Below are 18,215 nucleotides of genomic sequence, written 5' to 3'. Positions count from 1 at the left end.
GATTAATTTTTCAATCTTACAAGTTCTTGCAATAATTGATCAGAAGTGGTAATAGTTTTGGCGTTTGCTTGAAATCCTCTTTGAGTCACTATCATATCTGTAAACTGCTCTGCAAGATCAACATTGGCCATTTCTAGAACACCAGATCTAATATCACCAAGTCCAGCAAGTCCAGTTTCGCCTATTCTAGCTTGACCTGAATTGCTTGTTTCTACAAAATTAGTATCACCTGATTTTGCAAGTCCTCCGGGATTCATAAAAGAAGCAAGAGCAATCTTGCCAAGATCTCGTCTTATGCCATTTGAATAAATGCCAACTATAACACCATTTTGATCAATTTCATAATTTTCCATATATCCCATGCCATATCCATCTTGAATAATAGCCTTTGTGCTACTAGAATCAGCAAACTGAGTAATTGAATCAGTGTAACTTCCAACTGTTCCTAATTTCAAATTTACAGTTTGCTGCTCACCAGCTTCACCTACATTTGCTCCCAAAACATTAAATGTTATAGGAATTTGAAGAACATCTCCTTTTTGACCTGGTTGGCCATTTAAAGACGCCAATGCTCCTTCATTGTCAAATCCAAGTGTAAAATTTGAATTTTGCTCACCATTTATTAATACTGCTGCATTCCATAAATTAGGCGTATTTAGATCTTTCACAACTCTAAGCTCAAGAACGCTAACATTTCCAAAACTGTCATACAATGACTTATTGATAACCCAAGTTCCACGTGCAATATCTGCAGGACTTGCACCCTCTTGAATTAAAGGCAATCTTTTATCAAGATTACAAGCAAAAGTAACATTTTTGGTAGATTTTGCCCCCTCTTTATCTCCAATAGGAATAATCAGATCCTCAATATCAGAAGCCGTATTGATAACCTTTTCACCTTCTAAATCTTTTGCCATCCAACCTTGAATTCGCATTCCATTTGCAGAATTTACAAGATGTCTATCAGAGTCCACATCAAAAGCACCGGCTCTTGTATAAAATAAATTTTTACCTTCTTTTAAAATAAAAAATCCATTGCCACTAACCCCAAGATCAGATGCTTTTTGAGTGCTTTGAAAAGCTCCTTGAGTGTGAATAGTGTCAATTGAGGCAACATTCATGCCTAATCCAACTTGCTTGGGATTAGTCCCACCACGAGCATCAGTAGGACGAGAAGCTCCAGAAATAGACTGCGATATCATATCCTGAAAATTTACCCTTCCCTTTTTAAAGCCAATTGTATTTACATTAGCGATATTGTTACCAACAACATCCATTCTTGTTTGATGATTCTGAAGCCCAGAAACACCAGAATATAAAGACCTCATCATATAATTACTCCTCCAAACCTACCGATAAGATGTTCTTATATACATAATAATTACCATTAACCATAACTTGAGGTATTTCACCTGTCTTAATGCTTGTAACACGACCTTCAACAATCTCCCCATCACCATGTTGAAATTTAATTACTTTGCCTAATAAATCCAAATCTTTTCTTATTCCTAAAGAAGATGAAAGTTTTTCAAATGACTTACTCATATTGGTCATTTGTTCAAGAGAAGAAAATTGCGCCATTTGAGCAATAAATTCTTTATCCTTCATTGGATTTGTAGGATCTTGATACCTAAGTTGAGTAATAAGTAACTTTAAAAAATCATCCTTGCCAAGATTAACCTTATTAGATATATTCTCAACATTAAAATCTGTTTTTTTTTTAACTTTACTACTAATATTTAAATTAGAAACATTTTCAATGCCGTTCATTTTATTCATTTAACTACACCCTCTAAACAATTAAATTAACATTTTTATCTACATCGTAAGAAAATTCAACTTCTTCTTCAATTTGAAAAAATTTATTATAACCAAAATGAAAATTTTGATCCTTAGGGTCGTCTTTAAAATCTCCAGTAAAAGAATTCAAATTCTCACCCGCAAGAAAAAGATTTAAGCTAGCATTAAAACCACTTTCACCAAGCATTTTATTTAATGAATGCATATTTTGATCAAAAAGCATTTTAACATTTTGATTATCCACTACGATCTTTCCCAATAAATTATTATTCGAATCAAGGTTTAAATTAATTCGTATACTACCAAGCTCTTTGGGCTTTAAAACCAACTTAATCTCTCCTGTATTATTCGATTTTAACACAACTTTAGCTTTATCCACAATATTTTTATTAATCTTAAGATTCCACTCAGGCTTTAAACTGTTAACAAAATCAAAACCTTCAACCTCTTTAGAGCTTTTTATATTGTAATTAGCAAATTCTTCAACAAAGCCTTTTAAAGAATCATTTGATATTTCTTTAACTTTATACCTATCAATAAAATTTTGACCATCAATTGCATTTAAGCTAAATTTTGAAAAAACAAAATCATTGTGATCACCATTATTCTTTTTGAAATTTTTCACATCAATGCTAATAACATTTTTTTCTTCCTTTTTATCATTCAAGCTTATTTGATTATAATAATCATCAATAAAAACAGTTAAAAAATCAAAACCCAAAAAAGAACTCAAATTATCAAAAGTTAAACAAAGTCTTTCGATTTTTTCAAAAAATTTTTCTTTACCTAGAAAATCAAAATTAGATGATAAGCTTTCTTTAATGCTATTTAAACCCAAGCCTTCAAAATCTAAAAAAACACTCATTCTAGCAATCAAAGATTTCAAATCAGAAACAAAAGCCTCATTATCAAGTTTTTTTAAAAAAAGGGATTTATTTAAAGGTGAATTTTTTAAATTTTTAGCAATAAGCCCATTGTCTTTAAAAAAATTTAAAAAATCAAATATCATAAATTTTGCTTTGGCTAATTTTTTAGATTCAGAAGACATAACATTTAAAAAAGAGCTTGCATTTTCTCTAAATTCCATTTTAGAAACATTTAAATTTAATCCTTTAATTGTATTCAAAAGATTTAATTTGTTACCATAAGCTTTACTTAAATTTAATAAATTATTCATATACACACTACTCCAACGAACTAACAGACATTTTTCTAATCAATATAGCAGCTTTTTTAGAATCCATAAGAGATAACCAATAAGGGACAATCGATAAACGACCTTCTTTTTTGGAAAGCTCTTCAATTTTCCGAATATAAGATATAGCAAGCTCAGGATTTAAATCTTCAAGCCGCTTAACAGCATCTTCTGGTGGCATATTCATTAAATATACAGCTGTTTGCAAAATATTTGCTTCTTCATCATTATATTTATTTATAATGTCATCTATTATTTTTTGTTTTAAATCTAAATCTTTCTGCTTTTGCTTAAGCTCAAATTCAAGTTTATTTAAGCTATCTTCTTTTAACTTTAGATCTTCTTTAAGTTTTTCAATCTGTTGATTCTTAATATCAATAGCTTCTCGTTCCTTTACAAGTCTAGCTTCATCAAGAATTATATTAGAATTATGACCAAAGACCAGAGAAGTTTCTCCTAAAAGCTTAGTTCTTACAAATTCAGGGAAATATCTTTTAGTATTATACATTCCAATAAAATCAATAAAGAATAATACAAAGAAAAATAAAATAACAATTAAAAATAACAAAAAAAATGCCCTAAAAAAGAACGATAAAAAATTATTCACTTTCATTCCTTAGATTTTGACAAACTTTATAATTTACATGCTCATCTAACAATAAGCTTTCTTTTTTTTCTCTATTTTTAATTATAGAATTATTTAAAGTTTTTATTAATATTTCAATCTTTTTTTCTTGTCTATATTTATCCACATAAATATCATAATACTCGTTATACTGCTTTCTAAGCTCTTCAAGAATTTTAAAATTTTGAGCTTTTTTACGATTTAAACAGTCTATATAACCTCTTATATAAAGATCATCAAAGCCATTCAAGTTTTTTAAAAGATTGGAAATTCCATCTGAAAACTGATTTATTTTTGAAATTTTCTTATTTATATTCATTAAGTCTTTCTCGCTTAGCTTTCGAAAGTAGATTCTAATCGTTAATATCCTATTAAGCTTTTGTTTTCTAAAGTTTAAATCATTCAAGATAATATTTCCTTTATTTCATCTTCTAAATTTTCAAAATCAAATGTTTCATTTATTCCTTGAGAAATAAAATTAATAATCTTAGGATACTTGGAAATTGCAAAATCAACATCCTTATTGGATCCTTTAAGATAAATTCCTGTTCTAATAAGATCTTCATAATCTTTATAAATAGACAATAAATTTCTAGCTTTCATTATTAATTTTTGTTTTTCTAAGCTCATTATTCTATGAATAGATCTTGAAGTTGAACTTAAAACATTTATTGAGGGATAAATTCCCCTGTCAAACAAATCTCTGTCTAAAATAATATGACCATCTAAAACAGCCTTAATATTATCGGCTACAGGCTCTGTAAAATCATCTCCCTCAACGAGAACAGTATAAAACCCAGTAACACTTCCCCCATTACCATTAAAACCTGATCTCTCAAGTAAAATTGGAATTTCAACAAAAACAGAAGGCGGATAACCTTTAGCTACCGGAGGCTCCCCTAAAGAAAGAGACATTTCTCTTTTAGCATTTGCAAACCTAGTAATAGAATCAAAAAGCAAAACCACATCTTTACCTTGCTCTCTAAAGTATTCTGCTATCATGGTAGCAACATAAGCACCCTTATACCTTGAAATGGGAGATTCATCAGAAGTTGAAACAACTAAAACACTTTTTTTTAAACGCTCTTCACCAAGTTCATGTTCAACAAACTCATTAAGCTCTCGACCCCTTTCTCCAATAAAAGCAATAACGTTTACATCTGCACTTGAATTTTTTGCAATCATACCAAGCAAAGTAGATTTACCAACGCCAGAACCAGAAAAAATACCGACTCTTTGCCCTTTTGCAACTGGCAAAAACCCATCAAGAACTTTAACTCCTGTTAATATTTGATCTTCAAAAATACTTCTACTAATTGGATTAATTTTTTCAAAAATTAACTCTTTATAACTATTGTTCAAAAATGGCCCTTTATTATCAATGGGTCTACCAAGAGAATCAATAACTCTACCCAAAAGCTCATCACTAAGATTTATCTCTAACCCTTTGTTTAAAGAATAAACTTTATTTCCAACTTCAATACCACTAAATCCTTCATAAGCCATAAGGCTAACATAAGGACCGTTAAATCCTAAAGCCTCTGCACACACCTTTTTACCATTTCTTTGGGCAATTAAACACAAATCTCCAATGGCACACTGAGGCCCCAAACTTTCAACTAAAAGACCTTTTATTTTCTGTACCCTGCCAACAAAAGAAACAGTTTCAACATCATCTACTTGTCTTAAATAATTTTCAAAAAAATTGCTCACTAAAATTCCTTTAGATACTTAACTTAATAGAGAAAAATTTTTAAACTTTTCCTCTATTTTATCAAGTTGAGAAGAAATGCGCGCATCAATCTCTCCAAAATTAGTTTCAATTATACAACCACCTTTGCCTATGTTGGGATCCTCTATGATCTCTAAATTTTCTATAATATCAAATCTAGAAATAAAATCACTTTTTTTATGCCTAATAATATCTAAATCATCAAGATTTACGCGAATGGTAATATGTGTTTTATCTTTTACTCTTTTTAAAGCCTCATTAACATTTTCCAAGACAATATCTTTTTGAGAATCTGTAATTCTCTTAATAACCTTAATTGCAATTTGCATAACAAGACTTACTATTTGGCCGCTCGAGGATTCAAGAATGCTTTTCCTTTCGGCAATCAAAGATGCTATTATGGCATGCAATTTTCTCATAACTTTGTCAAAATCTTCAAAACCACTTTCATAACCTTTGCTATATCCCTCTTCCCTGCCTTTAGCTATTGCCATATCAAGATCTGTTTTTAATTTTTCTTCATACTCTCTTGCTAATCTTTCAATCTCAGCATTAGATTCAGTCTCAATAGATTCTTTCTTATAAATAGCTTCTCTTTGCAAAAGATCTGCTTCTTGTTTGGCCGCCTCTAATACTTCATTGGCCCTTACCTTAGCCTCTTCAATAAGCCGCTTAGATTCAATTTGAACTTCCTCTTTGGCAAGCTCTTGTCTTTTAGCAAGCTCTTCTTCAAGTCGTAATTTTTCATCTCTTAAAAGTTGCAACTCTTCTTTAAGATTGGAGATTTGACTATCTATGTCGTAAACTCTGCTTTCCTTCTCCTTGATTTCTAAAGATTGAAAAACAGGCTTTGCTATTTCAATAAACTCAAACTTTACTAAATTATCAACTTCTGATGATTTATATAAAACCTTAGGCAAACAAAACTCCTTTATCAGACAAGCACATCTTCTTCACCACCCCTTGAAATAACTATTTCTCCCTGTTCTTCTAATTTTCTAATAAGAGAAACAATTTTTTGCTGCGATTCTTCAACATCTTTTCGCCTAGTAGGTCCCAAAAATTCCATGTCCTCCTTAAGCATTGAAGCCGCTCTTTTTGACATGTTTTTGAAAATTTTTTCTTGGACAGGAATATCTACAGATTTTAAAGCTTTTGCTAACTCTTGACCATCTATTTCTCTTAAAACTCTTTGTATAGATCTATCATCAAGCAAAACTATATCCTCAAATACAAACATTTTTTTCTTAATCTCTTCTGCAAGCTCCGGATCTTCTTCTTCAAGAGATTCAATAATAAACTTCTCTGTCTTTCTATCAGCCATATTAATTATCTCAACAACATTGTCAACTCCTCCTGCTGATGTATAATCTTCTGAAGAAAGAGAAGCTAGTTTTTTCTCAAGAACTCTCTCAACCTCTCTTACAACCTCAGGAGAAGTTCTATCCATTAATGCAATTCTTCTTGCAACATTGGTTTGTACCTCTGTAGGTAAACTAGAGAGAATAAAAGAAGCCTTTTGAGGATCAAGATATGAAAGAATTAAAGCAATTGTTTGGGGATGTTCTTGCTGAATAAAGTTTAAAATATTTGCAGGATCTGCTCTTCTTACAAATTCAAAGGGTCTAGACTGTAAAGCAGAACCCAAATTATTAATAATATCAACTGCTTTTTGAGTCCCAAGAGATTTTTCAAGAAGCTCTCTTGCATAATCAATTCCGCCCTTTTGAATAAATTCTTGAGCCATCATCAATTCTTTAAACTCTAAAAGAACATTGTCTTTAAGCTCAGAAGTAATTGTCTCAAGCTTTGCTATCTCAAATGTCAAAGACTCTATCTCCTCTTGAGAAAGATACTTAAACACTTTAGAAGAGATTTCAGAACCTATTGAAACCAACAAAATAGCAGCTTTTTGCTTTCCTGTTAAAGCAGAAACATCCAAAATCTCCTTTTCTTTTTTTTCTTCCATATCAATTACTACCTTTTACGCGTTTTTCAAAAGCCATGTTCTTATAAGCTTAGCAACATCTTCTGGCTTTTCTCTGGCTAAAAGCTCAGCATTGCTTTGAAGCTCATCACCTTCTCTAATCCCACCAACAACATCATCAACGCCAATATCATCACCACCATCCATCAAAGCTTGTTGACGTCTTAAATGCGCTTGTTTTGCTAATTCCTCTTCTCTAAGACGTCTTCGTCTTTCAAGTTCCCTAGAAATAGCAAAAAATATCGTAAATACCAAAATTAATAATGAAAATACTACACTTACAATAAATAAAAAATATTTAAACCTTTCACTTGCAAAATAATTTTCATCTATTTCTCTAAATTCATTCATACGATCAAAAGATATATTTCTAACTGTTATTGAATCACCTCTTTCTGGCTTATATTCAAAAGAACTTTGCAAAACATCTTCAATGCTTTTTATTTCTTCTAATGACATAGGCTTATATTCTCTTTTTCTCATTCCATTTTCTATTACGAAACTCCCCTTCTCATCGTACACAAAATTCCAAATACCATCCACGAAAATACCAAGAGAAACACCTACAATCCTAGCAGGCTCTTTTTCACTTGTAGATTTTTTTTCATTTAAAGCAACATTTTTGATCTCTTGAGACTCATTATATTTACCAGTAATATCGCTTAAATCCTGATATTCGGGCGGAGTATTTCCTTCCTGCCCAGGGGGTCCCCAAGGACTATACCCTTGCCCCTGATATTCTTTTTTTTGAGTCTGAGAAGATATAATGGTTGAATCACTTACTTTTCTAGTATTATAAGAAGCTTTTGGATCTTGGGATTGAAGCTCAATAGGAGCATACTCTTTGGACTCTATGGTTTCTTTTGAAGTATCAAGTTTTACATTTACTCTTGCTATCATAAATCTATCAACAGACAAAACCTTACTTAATGCAGAGTCGATTTCACCCCTAAGCATAGCTTCATACTTAAGCTTTAACTTGCGTTCTTTTTCTGCCAAGTCTATTCTATCTATTCCACCTAAATTAGAAAAATCATTTAAGATAGTTCCGCTATTATCAACAATAGCAATATTATCAGATTCAAGACCTTCAATGGCATACTGAATAAGTTTAACAAGTCCTTCAACTTTTTTCCTATTGGTAATAATATCAGAACCAGGTCTTGGAGTAATTCTAACAGATGCCTTAACAGGCTCTTGAGACTCTTTAAAAAGAGCTTTCTCGGGCATAACAAGATTTACACTAACAGCATCAACATCATCTAAAGCCACAATATGCTGTTCAACTGCTCTTGTAATAGATCTTCTTAAATTAATGCTTCTTTCAAAATCAGTAATGGTCCATCTATCAATATCAAACAAAGCCCATGGATCCATATGAACAGGCACAAGCTCTTCTCTGACAAGAATTGCTCTCATTTTTTTTGCAAGCTTTTCATCATCTAAATAAATTCTTCCATCGGAACTCAAAAAATACTTAACATTTTCTCTATCAAGTCTTTGCGATATCCTATCTAGGAGATATTGATCTTTAATTTCAACTCCAAAAAGAGCAATACTTTGACTTTTAGTAGAAAACCCTATTAAAAAAACAAGCGCAAGAATCACAAAAAAAATAATCAATCCCAGGGCTATTTTCTGAACCGTACTAGCTTTTTTGAAGATTCCTTTAGCTGAAACAAAAAAATTAGTAAAAAAATTGCTCAAAATCTTATGGCTCCTTAACGAACATTGATTATATCTTGATAAGCCTTAACACCTCTTTCAACAACGGCCTTTAAAATGCTTAAATTCATATTTGCCTTAGACATCGCTATTACAACATCATGAACATCAATGCTACTAGGCCTAAGAATAGCTTGTTCTGTAACTTTAGAAACATCTAATTGGCTTTTGTTGACATCAGTAATCGAATTTATTAAAACATCCTTAAAAGTTTTAATATCATTGTCTTTGGCATTACTTTTAGAATTAAAAAGATTTACATCAAAATGTAAAGGATTTTTTTTAACCAAATTAATATTATTTTCTGTAAAAAAAGCATCTATTCTCACCAATGATCTCTCCTTTAGCCTTGAAGTATAGCTAACGCGCTTCTAAACATAGACTTACTACTATTTATGACAGTAGAATTTGCCTCGTAAGCACGAGAAGCCGAAATCATATCTACCATTTCTTCAACTAAATTAACATTGGGAAGCTCCACATAACCTTTTTTATCCCCAAAACTTATTGAATCGGGATGTGTTGGATCATATTTTAACTTTAATGGAGTTTTATCTTTTTCAATGCTAGCAACCCTAACTCCTTGACCAATGCCATTATCAAGATAATCTGGAATAAAAGGCCCTTTCCAATAAGGATTATTAATCCTTGGTGCAAAAATAATCCTTTGCCTTCTATAAGGCCCACCATCAGGAGTTCTAGAAGTAGAAACATTTGCAATATTATTAGAAATAACATCAATCCTTAACCTTTGCGCTGTTAATCCCGTTGAAGCTACATTAATGCTTGAAAACAATCCCATTTTATATTCCTTAAGATATTAATTTATTTTAATACAATATTTATACTTTTAAAATAATGCGCCTGAACATTAGTCATAAGATGATACATCATTTGGTTTTGTACAAGCGCCTTAACCTCAGAATCAATATCAACATTATTGCCATTATTATTCATAGTTGAAAAATGATCAAGAACTCTGTGAGGCTTGATATCTGAATAATTTAGATTTTTAAACCCAGACAAGTGCTTATCACTAGACTTAATTAAGTTTAGATCATTTTTATCTTTATTTAAAAAAGCTTTTTCAAGCTCTGACTCAAAAGAAATTTTACTTCTTTTGAAATTTGGAGTATCTACATTCGCTATATTATCAGAAATAACACTTTGTCTTAAGCTTAGAACATCTAAATATCTATGTGAAAAATCTACAGATCTTTCAAAATCATTCAAATTGAAACCCCCCTCTGTTTAAAATTGCTTTTAACTAAATTATATAATAATTTAAATCTTTTTGTTCGCTAATTTGTATTTTTTTATTAACATAGTCCAAGTTTATTTCAAATTTTTTCAACTTACTACCAGGCACTTCAAAAAAAAGATCTGCAAGCACTCTTTCCATAACACCATGAAGCCTTCTGGCACCAAGATTTTCACTCTCAAGATTCATATTAAAAGTAAGCTCTGCAATTCTATCTATGGCCTCTTCGCTAAACTTTAAATCTAAATTATAAACCTTAAACATCGCAACATATTGTTTTATTAAAGAATTTTTTGTTTGTTTTAAAATTTTTTTCAAATCGTCTATGCTTAGACTTTTAAGTTCAACTTTAATAGGAAATCTTCCTTGAAGCTCTGGTATTAAATCAGAAGGTTTGGCCAAATTAAATGCTCCTGCTGCAATAAATAAAATATGAGAAGTATCGACTATTCCATATTTCGTATTAACCTTAGAGCCTTCAATAATTGGTAAAATATCTCTTTGAACTCCTTCTCTAGACACATCATTGCCGCTCCTATTCTTAGCAGCTATTTTATCGATCTCATCAATAAAAATAATTCCCATATTTTCAACTTTAGATTTTGCAATATCTGAAATGTTTTCGTGATCGACCAATTTTTCAAGCTCTTCTGCTAATATTATTTCCTTTGCCTTTTTAATCTTCAATTCTCTTTTCTTTTTTCTATCAAATATATTGCCCAGCAACCCGCCAATTCCCATATCAATCTCTTCAAAATTGCCGCCCGTAAATATTTCTATTGTAGAAAATGGCATTTTACTAGAAATTTGTATTTCAATAGTAGTATCGTCAAGCTCACCTGCTCTAAGCTTTTTCCTAAGTTTATCTTTTACCTTTTCTTCTGCCTTTATTTCATTTGGATCCATATTCTCAGAATTACCAGATCCTTTAAAAAGACTACCAACTATTCTCTCCTCTGTTCTTACTAAAGCATCATCTCTTACGGTGCTGTACATCTCTTCTTTTACCATATTAACTGCAATGCCCATTAAATCTCTAACCATAGATTCAACATCACGACCAACATAACCAACCTCAGTATATTTTGTAGCTTCAACTTTAATAAAAGGAGCTTTAATTAATTTAGAAAGTCTTCTTGCAATCTCGGTCTTCCCAATACCAGTTGACCCAATCATAATAATGTTTTTGGGCATTACTTCATCTTTTATTTCTTTTGGGAGCCTAGATCTTATATATCTATTAACAAGAGCAATTGATACTAATTTTTTAGCTTCGTCTTGACCTATTATATATTTATCAAGTTCTGCAACTACATCTTTGGGAACTATATAGTGCTCTTCTAATTTATTCATTTTTAATCTCCTCAAGCACAATGTTAGAATTAGTATATATACACACTCTTGCTGCTATTTTTAAAGATCTAAGTGCAACTTCAAAAGCACTTAATTTTTTGTTCTCCATATAAGCAAGAGCTGCTGAATATGCATAATTGCCACCACTGCCAATTGAAATAACATCCTCTTCAGGCTCAACAACATCACCAGTACCAGAAATCAAAAGAATATTGTTAGAATCAGCAACAAGCATCATAGCCTCAAGCTTATGAAGTATTTTGTCAGAACGCCAATCTTTTGCAAGGTCAACAGCCGCCCTTTTAATGTCAATCAAGCCATCACCTTTTGCTTTGATTTTTTCTTCAAATTTTTCAAAAAGAGTAATTGCATCAGATGTTGAACCTGCAAATCCTGCCAAAATTTTCCCATTAAGCAATTTTCGTATTTTAATAGCATTACTCTTTAAAACAGTATGTCCAAAAGTTACTTGTCCATCTGCTGCCACCACAGTCTTACCATTTTTTTTTATTGCAATAACTGTGGTTCCTTTAAAACCCATATTACCCCCTATTTATATACTTCTTTTAAAAGTTCTCCAATAAGAACATCAGATACATTTTTGCAATCACAACACTCTTTAGAATCATCTTCAATATTATTGGAATCTACATATTTAATATTTAATAAAGCATAAAGATCCTTAACGGTTTTTATCTCTTGAGCACCAAAATCATGCAATTTTACAGCACCATCGCCACAAAAATCTAAATCATAAACATAAACATCAAGTCCTAAGTCAAGACCAAGTTCAGCTGTAATTAAAGCTCCTGATTTCAAAGGCGCATAAGTTATAAAAATAGCATCTGAAAGACCTGAAATCAATCTATTTCTTTTAGCAAAAAAATAATTTTGAATTTTATCAAATGGCAAAGTCTCGGTAATTATTCCTCCACCTTGTTCTAAAAGCTTGAAAACATATTTTCTATTTTGCTTAGGATAAATATTATCAATATCTGTTGGAATAACAGCAAATGTTCTCTTATTCTCATTTATTGCTGCTATATGAGCTTCAATATCTGCTCCAATTGCAAATCCAGAAACAATCTCTACATCATTTTTCGCAAGATGTGAAGAAAATTCTCTTGTCCTCTCAGCAAGAGTCTTGCTAATTTTTCTAGAACCAACAACAGCCCAGGACAATGAAGAACAATCTGGCAAATTGCCTTTGTAGTAAATAGCAAAAGGAGGGTCATAAATTCTTTTAAGCTTATTGGGATAAAACTTAGATCCTAGAATAGCAACTTTGGCCTTTGTCCTTTGAATAACTTTTTCTTGCAATTCTACTAATTTTAGATCGGGCAATCTAAACAATCTCCTAAATGACTTTAGAAGATAAGACTCAATGTCCTTCTGAGTCAATTTAATAACATCATTAAAATCAAAATTATTAAAAAGTTTTAATTTTTCTTTACCTTTTAAAAATTTTAAATTATCAATATAAAGCAATTTCATCATAAATAATTACTTCAAATTACTCATGATCCTAGAAACACCCTCTTTTTGCTCTTCAGTTGAAGCCTTTTTACTGGCTTTATCATAAAACAATATAGCATTACCAAGATCACCTAGCGAATAATAATTTGCACCTCTTAACATTAAAAACTCAAAATAGTCCTCACCCATATCATCAAGTTTATTTAAATAATTTTTAGCTTCAAGTTGTTTGTCAAGATCATATACATACATATTAGAAATGGCAAAAAGAGAATCTTTAAAATCATCTCTAATTGAAAGTGATTTTAAAAAAGAATTTTCAGCAAGAATTATGTATTTTTCAACTTCATCTTTTACTCTTAAATTTTTAGCTAAATTATAAGAAGCAACACCTATATAAAAATGAGATAAATAATTATCGGGATTGATTTCTAAATTTTTAGCAAAATATTCAATAGCAGGTCCGTACTGACCAAGCTTAAAAAATTCAAGACCAATCAAATTAAAAAATCTAGATTTTTTATCAATAGAATTAACTATCTTTAAAATATTTTTATCTTCTTTTTCAATAAATTCTTTATAAACCTCAATCTTAGATTCAGATCCACCACCCGCAATTTCCAATTCTCTTAATCTAAGTCCAAGATTTGACTTCTCTTTAGATTCACTACCACAAGATAAAAATAAATTAAAAAGAATTATTAACGGCAAAATTTTCATCTAATCATCGCTACTCTTTTTGTTTAAATTTCTAAGAAATGTTGGAACATCAATATCATCATCAAAATAATTAACATTTTTTGTCTTTGCCGCAAAAGAAGAATCTTGTTGCTCATAAGATCCAGAAGAAACATTTTGATTGCCTGACATTAAGGTATCAAACTCTTTAGAACTTAAAGTATTATTTTCTGGTGCACTAGGCATTTCTTTTTGCTTTTTAGATGCAAAACCCGTAGCAACAACTGTAACGTAAATCTCATCTTCAAGATTTGAATTAATAGCATGACCATATATTACAGTAGCCTCATCATCAACACTAACTGTGATTATCCCCATAATCTCTTCAAGTTCAAGCAATGAAAAATCATCTCCACCAGTAACATTAACAAGAAGCCCCTTAGACCCCTCAATACGAACTTCCTCAAGTAGTGGATTACTAATAGCAGAAGTTGCAGCATCAACAGCTCTATTTTCGCCCTTACCATATCCTATTCCCATTAAAGCATCACCTTGACCTTGCATAATGCTTTTAACATCAGCAAAATCAATATTAACCTCTCCGTGCTCAATAATAAGCCCTGCAATTCCTTGAACACCCATTCTAAGAACATCATCTGCGCGCTTAAAAGCATCTTTAATGGTAGTCCTTTTGTCAACAACAGTTAAAAGCTTTTGATTTGGAATAATAATCAATGTATCTACAGACTTTCTTAAGTTATTTATTCCTTGCTCGGCAAGCCTCAACTTCTTAGGACCTTCAAACTTAAAAGGCTTTGTTACAACTCCAACTGTTAAAATACCAAGCTCTTTTGCAACTTGCGCAATAACTGGAGCTGCTCCGGTTCCTGTTCCACCTCCCATGCCAGCAGTAATAAAAACCATATCGGCACCAGAAAGATGGTTTCGTATAACATCTATGTCTTCCTCTGCTGCGGCTTGTCCAATCTCAGGCTTTCCCCCAGCACCAAGACCTGCTGTAACTTTTGCTCCAAGGGCAATTTTTATAGGAGCAATAGAAGTTTGAAGAGCCTGAAGATCAGTATTGGCCACAATAAATTCAACATCTCTTACTCCATATTCAATCATACGATTAACAGCATTACTACCTCCTCCGCCTGCACCAATCACCTTAAGAATTGTAGGATTTGTAGTAGAATCAAATCTTCTTGTATGGCTATCAATCATATTATAATCTTTCATTAACGCTTCCTCCATGATTGGTCAAAACCATTCTTTCAAAAACCAACCTTTCAACTTTGAAGATATTTTATTTTTTCTTTTAACTTTACTGCTTACCTTCTTTAATTTATTGAATTTTTGCTGCTCATGCTTATAAAGAACAAGACCAAGAGCTGAAGAAAACTTGGGATCTATATGCTCTTCTCCAATTCCATTAATACTCATTGGCAAACCTATTCTTGCAGGATAATTAAATACTTCTTCTATTAAATTAGAAATACCTGGGAATAAAGCTCCTCCACCTGTTAAAACTATCCCGCCATTAATTTTATTATAAAGTCCGCGCTTAAGTATTTCCACTCTCATCATTTCAAAAATTTCTCTCAGTCTTGAATTAATTATTACAGACAACTCTTTTCTACTTTTCTCTTGAGGAGGTCGAGTTCCAAGATTTGGAATAATTACGGTTTCCATTTGACTCTCAAGAATAGACGGATGAGCAATGCCCGCTGTTATTTTAATATTTTCAGCAACATCCTCAGGAACCTTCCAAACTTGCGCAATATCAAGAGTCACTCTATTAACACCAATAGGAATTACACCTGTATAATAAGGAGAACCATCAATATAAAGAATAATATCTGTTGTCCCTTTGCCCATATCAATAAACAAAACCCCCATCTCACGCTCTTCTTTAGAAAGAGTTGCATAAGATGAAGCTAGACTCCCAAGAACAACCTCATCAACAGCAAAGCCAGCTCTATTTACGCATCTGACTAAATTCTGACTAGAAGAACTAGATCCTGTAATAATATGAACCTCTCCTTCAAGACGAATACCCATCATGTCTATTGGATTTTTTATATGGGGTATTCCATCTACAATAAATTCTTGAGGAATAACATGAAGAATTTCTCTATCCATTGGAATAACAATTGCCTTTGCTGCTTCTATTACCCTTTCAACATCTTCTTCGTTAATTTCTCTTGTTCTTGAATTTATTGCAACAACACCTCGCGAATTAGTCCCCTCAACACTACTTCCAGACATAGAAACTGAAAGCGATGTAATATCACATCCTGAGATGAGCTCTGCAGCCTCAATAGAATTAGATATTGAATCAAGAGCCGCCTCAATGTTTATTAAAACTCCCTTCCTAACTCCTCTTGATATACTAGTGCCTATTCCAACTATTTCTAATTGATCATTTAAATTTACCTCGGCAACAACAGTACAAATTTTCGAAGTTCCAACATCTAAACCTACTATCAAATTCCTAGACACTAACTTTCTCCTAATAAAATGATATCACCACTTCTTAAATCTATAACGCTGGGTTTTCCTTTAAGTAAATTAACTGCAAGAAACACTTTATGCATCACATCCATTAAATTCATATCAACTGTTATCAATATTTTATTATAAATACTTTTAATATACAAAATTACATTATAATCATAAAAATTCAATTTTAAAAAATTGACCTCTGATACTAAATTATACAAATATTTTTGATTTATTTTAAGATAATCAAGGCCTCTTACAATATTAAGCATTCTATCCTCTAGAAAATCTCCTACATTATTGTCATTTAAAACTAATCCGCTAATTATAGGTAAATCATAAATTAAATGTTTACTTTTTTCCAAAATTACACCATCTGATGCAATACAATAATAAGTAATATTACCATTTACGTTTTCTAAAGCAACAGCAATGGGTATTCTTTTCTCTATTTTAATATTAATTTTATTAGGAAACTTAAGATTAACTTTAACACTCTTCACCCTTAAATCTTTTTTAAGATTCTCCTCATATATTCTAACATCAGCATTATGATAATATGTATTGGGCTTGATTCCTGAAATCTTGATTATATCCTCTTTAGAAAGAGAAATATCATTATTGATACTAATATACCTAATCAAAAAACAAGGAGATGCAAAAATAATAACCATTATTTCAAAAAAAATTAAAGACGTCAAGAAATATATATACTTAATTAAAAATTTTCTCTCAAAAATCATAACCTAATTCAATTTACACTACTAAAAAAATTCATCAATTATTACTTAAATTTTTTGAAACATTTGAAATAAGGCCAGACAGTGCCATGGTAACAATAATAGAAGATCCCCCAGATGAAAAAAACGGTAAATTTATCCCTGTGGGAGGCAAAAGACCAATTGCAATTAAAATGTTCATTATACTTTGAAGAAAAATTGCAAGACTTGAAATAAATGCAATAAAAAATTTAAACCTACTATTAGAATTAATAGCTATAAAATAACCAAAGTAAAAAAACAAAAAAAACAAACTTATGGCAAACAAAATACCTAAAAATCCCAATTCTTCTCCAAGAACTGAAAAAATAAAATCTGAATTAGCCTCTGGTAGTTTTCCAAGCTTTACCTCTCCCATTCCCAGTCCTTTACCTAAAATTCCTCCACTTTTTAAAGCATTAAGAGATGCTATTATCTGGTAACCTTTACCAGAAGGATCGTCGTAAGGATTGAGAAAGGCAAAAATTCTAGAAACTCTATAAGGCTCAAGCATCAAGAATATAGCAGAAACTGGCAAAAAAGTAATCACAATAGCAAAAACATAGCTAAATGCCATATTAGAAACAAACAAAACAATAAAAAAAAGAATAGCAAAATAAATAGCTGTTGAGTAATCGTTTTGCAAAATTATTAACACCCAAAAAATTGAAAAAATCAACATTGGCTTTACCCAGTATGAAATACTATTGTTTTTTCTTGGGTCAAACTTGCTCAAATAAGCTGAAAGATAAATAGTAAAAGATATTTTAAAAATCTCAGAAGGTTGAATACTAACACCCCGAAAGAATATCCATCTCTTTGCTCCAGAAATACTTGGAGATAAAAAAGTTGCCATAATTAAAAAAAGAGTTATAATCAATACAGGAAATATTGATTTTTTTAAAAAATTTAAAGAAATTCTCTCAAAAACAAGAAAAACTATAAAACTTAAAAAAAGATAATTAAGTCTTGTGAAAAACAAAAAATTTGGATTACCTGTCAATTCTAAGCTTAAGAAAAAGGAAGAAGTATAAAAAACTACAAGGCCATAGGCTACCAATAGCAGCAAAACAAGCAAATAACATGTCCTAAGTGAATTTATCTCTATAACCATAATAAA

Annotated in this window: 20 protein-coding genes; all 20 read right to left on the bottom strand. The window is 31.1% G+C overall.

Going from position 1 to position 18,215, the window contains the following annotated elements:
* Nucleotides 1-2: 2 nt before the first annotated feature.
* From flgE to ftsW, 20 genes are read right to left on the bottom strand one after another with little or no spacing between them, the layout of a single operon-like run.
* Entirely contained in the window at nt 3-1,331 is a 1,329-nt protein-coding gene (gene flgE, locus LRB30_RS02415) for a flagellar hook protein FlgE (RefSeq protein ID WP_231014244.1), read from the bottom strand.
* A 4-nt stretch (nt 1,332-1,335) separates the two neighbouring features.
* Nucleotides 1,336-1,779, bottom strand: a complete 444-nt coding sequence (gene flgD, locus LRB30_RS02410; RefSeq protein ID WP_231018822.1) for a flagellar hook assembly protein FlgD — start codon at nt 1,777-1,779, stop codon at nt 1,336-1,338.
* A 13-nt stretch (nt 1,780-1,792) separates the two neighbouring features.
* Complete coding sequence (locus LRB30_RS02405) at nt 1,793-2,977, bottom strand: flagellar hook-length control protein FliK (protein WP_231018819.1); 1,185 nt, start codon at nt 2,975-2,977, stop codon at nt 1,793-1,795.
* A 7-nt stretch (nt 2,978-2,984) separates the two neighbouring features.
* Nucleotides 2,985-3,602, bottom strand: a complete 618-nt coding sequence (locus LRB30_RS02400; protein ID WP_231018815.1) for a periplasmic-type flagellar collar protein FlbB — start codon at nt 3,600-3,602, stop codon at nt 2,985-2,987.
* Entirely contained in the window at nt 3,595-4,026 is a 432-nt protein-coding gene (locus LRB30_RS02395; protein WP_231014134.1) for a flagellar protein FlbA, read from the bottom strand. Before LRB30_RS02395 ends, LRB30_RS02400 begins: the two co-directional genes overlap by 8 nt.
* Nucleotides 4,023-5,333 (bottom strand): flagellar protein export ATPase FliI, encoded by a 1,311-nt coding sequence (gene fliI, locus LRB30_RS02390; RefSeq protein WP_231014133.1) that lies wholly within the window; start codon nt 5,331-5,333, stop codon nt 4,023-4,025. The genes LRB30_RS02395 and fliI overlap by 4 nt, the downstream gene beginning before the upstream one ends.
* Before the next feature lie 18 nt (nt 5,334-5,351).
* Nucleotides 5,352-6,272, bottom strand: coding sequence for a flagellar assembly protein FliH (fliH, locus tag LRB30_RS02385; RefSeq protein ID WP_231014132.1), 921 nt, complete (start codon nt 6,270-6,272; stop codon nt 5,352-5,354).
* 14 nt (nt 6,273-6,286) lie between these two features.
* The gene (gene fliG, locus LRB30_RS02380; protein WP_002556889.1) at nt 6,287-7,321 is read right to left on the bottom strand and encodes a flagellar motor switch protein FliG; all 1,035 of its coding nucleotides are present in this window, start codon (nt 7,319-7,321) and stop codon (nt 6,287-6,289) included.
* Between the two features lie 15 nt (nt 7,322-7,336).
* The gene (fliF, locus tag LRB30_RS02375; protein ID WP_231014131.1) at nt 7,337-9,046 is read right to left on the bottom strand and encodes a flagellar basal-body MS-ring/collar protein FliF; all 1,710 of its coding nucleotides are present in this window, start codon (nt 9,044-9,046) and stop codon (nt 7,337-7,339) included.
* Nucleotides 9,047-9,060: 14 nt separating this feature from the next.
* Nucleotides 9,061-9,396: a flagellar hook-basal body complex protein FliE gene (gene fliE, locus LRB30_RS02370; protein ID WP_231014130.1), complete on the bottom strand. Its 336-nt coding sequence runs from the start codon at nt 9,394-9,396 to the stop codon at nt 9,061-9,063.
* 11 nt (nt 9,397-9,407) lie between these two features.
* Complete coding sequence (gene flgC, locus LRB30_RS02365; protein ID WP_231014129.1) at nt 9,408-9,866, bottom strand: flagellar basal body rod protein FlgC; 459 nt, start codon at nt 9,864-9,866, stop codon at nt 9,408-9,410.
* Between the two features lie 23 nt (nt 9,867-9,889).
* A complete protein-coding gene (flgB, locus tag LRB30_RS02360) occupies nt 9,890-10,297 on the bottom strand; it encodes a flagellar basal body rod protein FlgB (RefSeq protein WP_231014128.1) in 408 nt (135 codons plus the stop codon).
* A gap of 34 nt (nt 10,298-10,331) precedes the next feature.
* On the bottom strand, nt 10,332-11,678 hold the full coding sequence (gene hslU / locus LRB30_RS02355; RefSeq protein ID WP_231014127.1) for an HslU--HslV peptidase ATPase subunit: 1,347 nt from the start codon (nt 11,676-11,678) through the stop codon (nt 10,332-10,334).
* Nucleotides 11,671-12,219: an ATP-dependent protease subunit HslV gene (gene hslV / locus LRB30_RS02350; protein WP_231014126.1), complete on the bottom strand. Its 549-nt coding sequence runs from the start codon at nt 12,217-12,219 to the stop codon at nt 11,671-11,673. The genes hslU and hslV overlap by 8 nt, the downstream gene beginning before the upstream one ends.
* An 8-nt stretch (nt 12,220-12,227) precedes the next feature.
* The gene (gene dprA, locus LRB30_RS02345; protein ID WP_231018846.1) at nt 12,228-13,172 is read right to left on the bottom strand and encodes a DNA-processing protein DprA; all 945 of its coding nucleotides are present in this window, start codon (nt 13,170-13,172) and stop codon (nt 12,228-12,230) included.
* 9 nt (nt 13,173-13,181) lie between these two features.
* Nucleotides 13,182-13,874, bottom strand: coding sequence for a tetratricopeptide repeat protein (locus LRB30_RS02340; RefSeq protein WP_231014124.1), 693 nt, complete (start codon nt 13,872-13,874; stop codon nt 13,182-13,184).
* Nucleotides 13,875-15,074, bottom strand: coding sequence for a cell division protein FtsZ (gene ftsZ, locus LRB30_RS02335; RefSeq protein ID WP_231014123.1), 1,200 nt, complete (start codon nt 15,072-15,074; stop codon nt 13,875-13,877).
* Nucleotides 15,075-15,095: 21 nt separating this feature from the next.
* The gene (ftsA, locus tag LRB30_RS02330; protein ID WP_231014121.1) at nt 15,096-16,337 is read right to left on the bottom strand and encodes a cell division protein FtsA; all 1,242 of its coding nucleotides are present in this window, start codon (nt 16,335-16,337) and stop codon (nt 15,096-15,098) included.
* Nucleotides 16,337-17,080, bottom strand: coding sequence for a cell division protein FtsQ/DivIB (locus LRB30_RS02325; protein ID WP_231014120.1), 744 nt, complete (start codon nt 17,078-17,080; stop codon nt 16,337-16,339). Before LRB30_RS02325 ends, ftsA begins: the two co-directional genes overlap by 1 nt.
* A 34-nt stretch (nt 17,081-17,114) precedes the next feature.
* Nucleotides 17,115-18,173 carry a putative lipid II flippase FtsW gene (gene ftsW, locus LRB30_RS02320; protein WP_231014136.1) on the bottom strand — a complete coding sequence of 353 codons (1,059 nt, stop codon included), beginning with the start codon at nt 18,171-18,173 and terminating at the stop codon, nt 17,115-17,117.
* Nucleotides 18,174-18,215: the final 42 nt, after the last annotated feature.

Source organism: Borreliella americana (assembly GCF_021043605.1).
GTDB lineage: Bacteria > Spirochaetota > Spirochaetia > Borreliales > Borreliaceae > Borreliella > Borreliella americana.
This window is presented reverse-complemented; position numbering and strand designations above follow the sequence as displayed.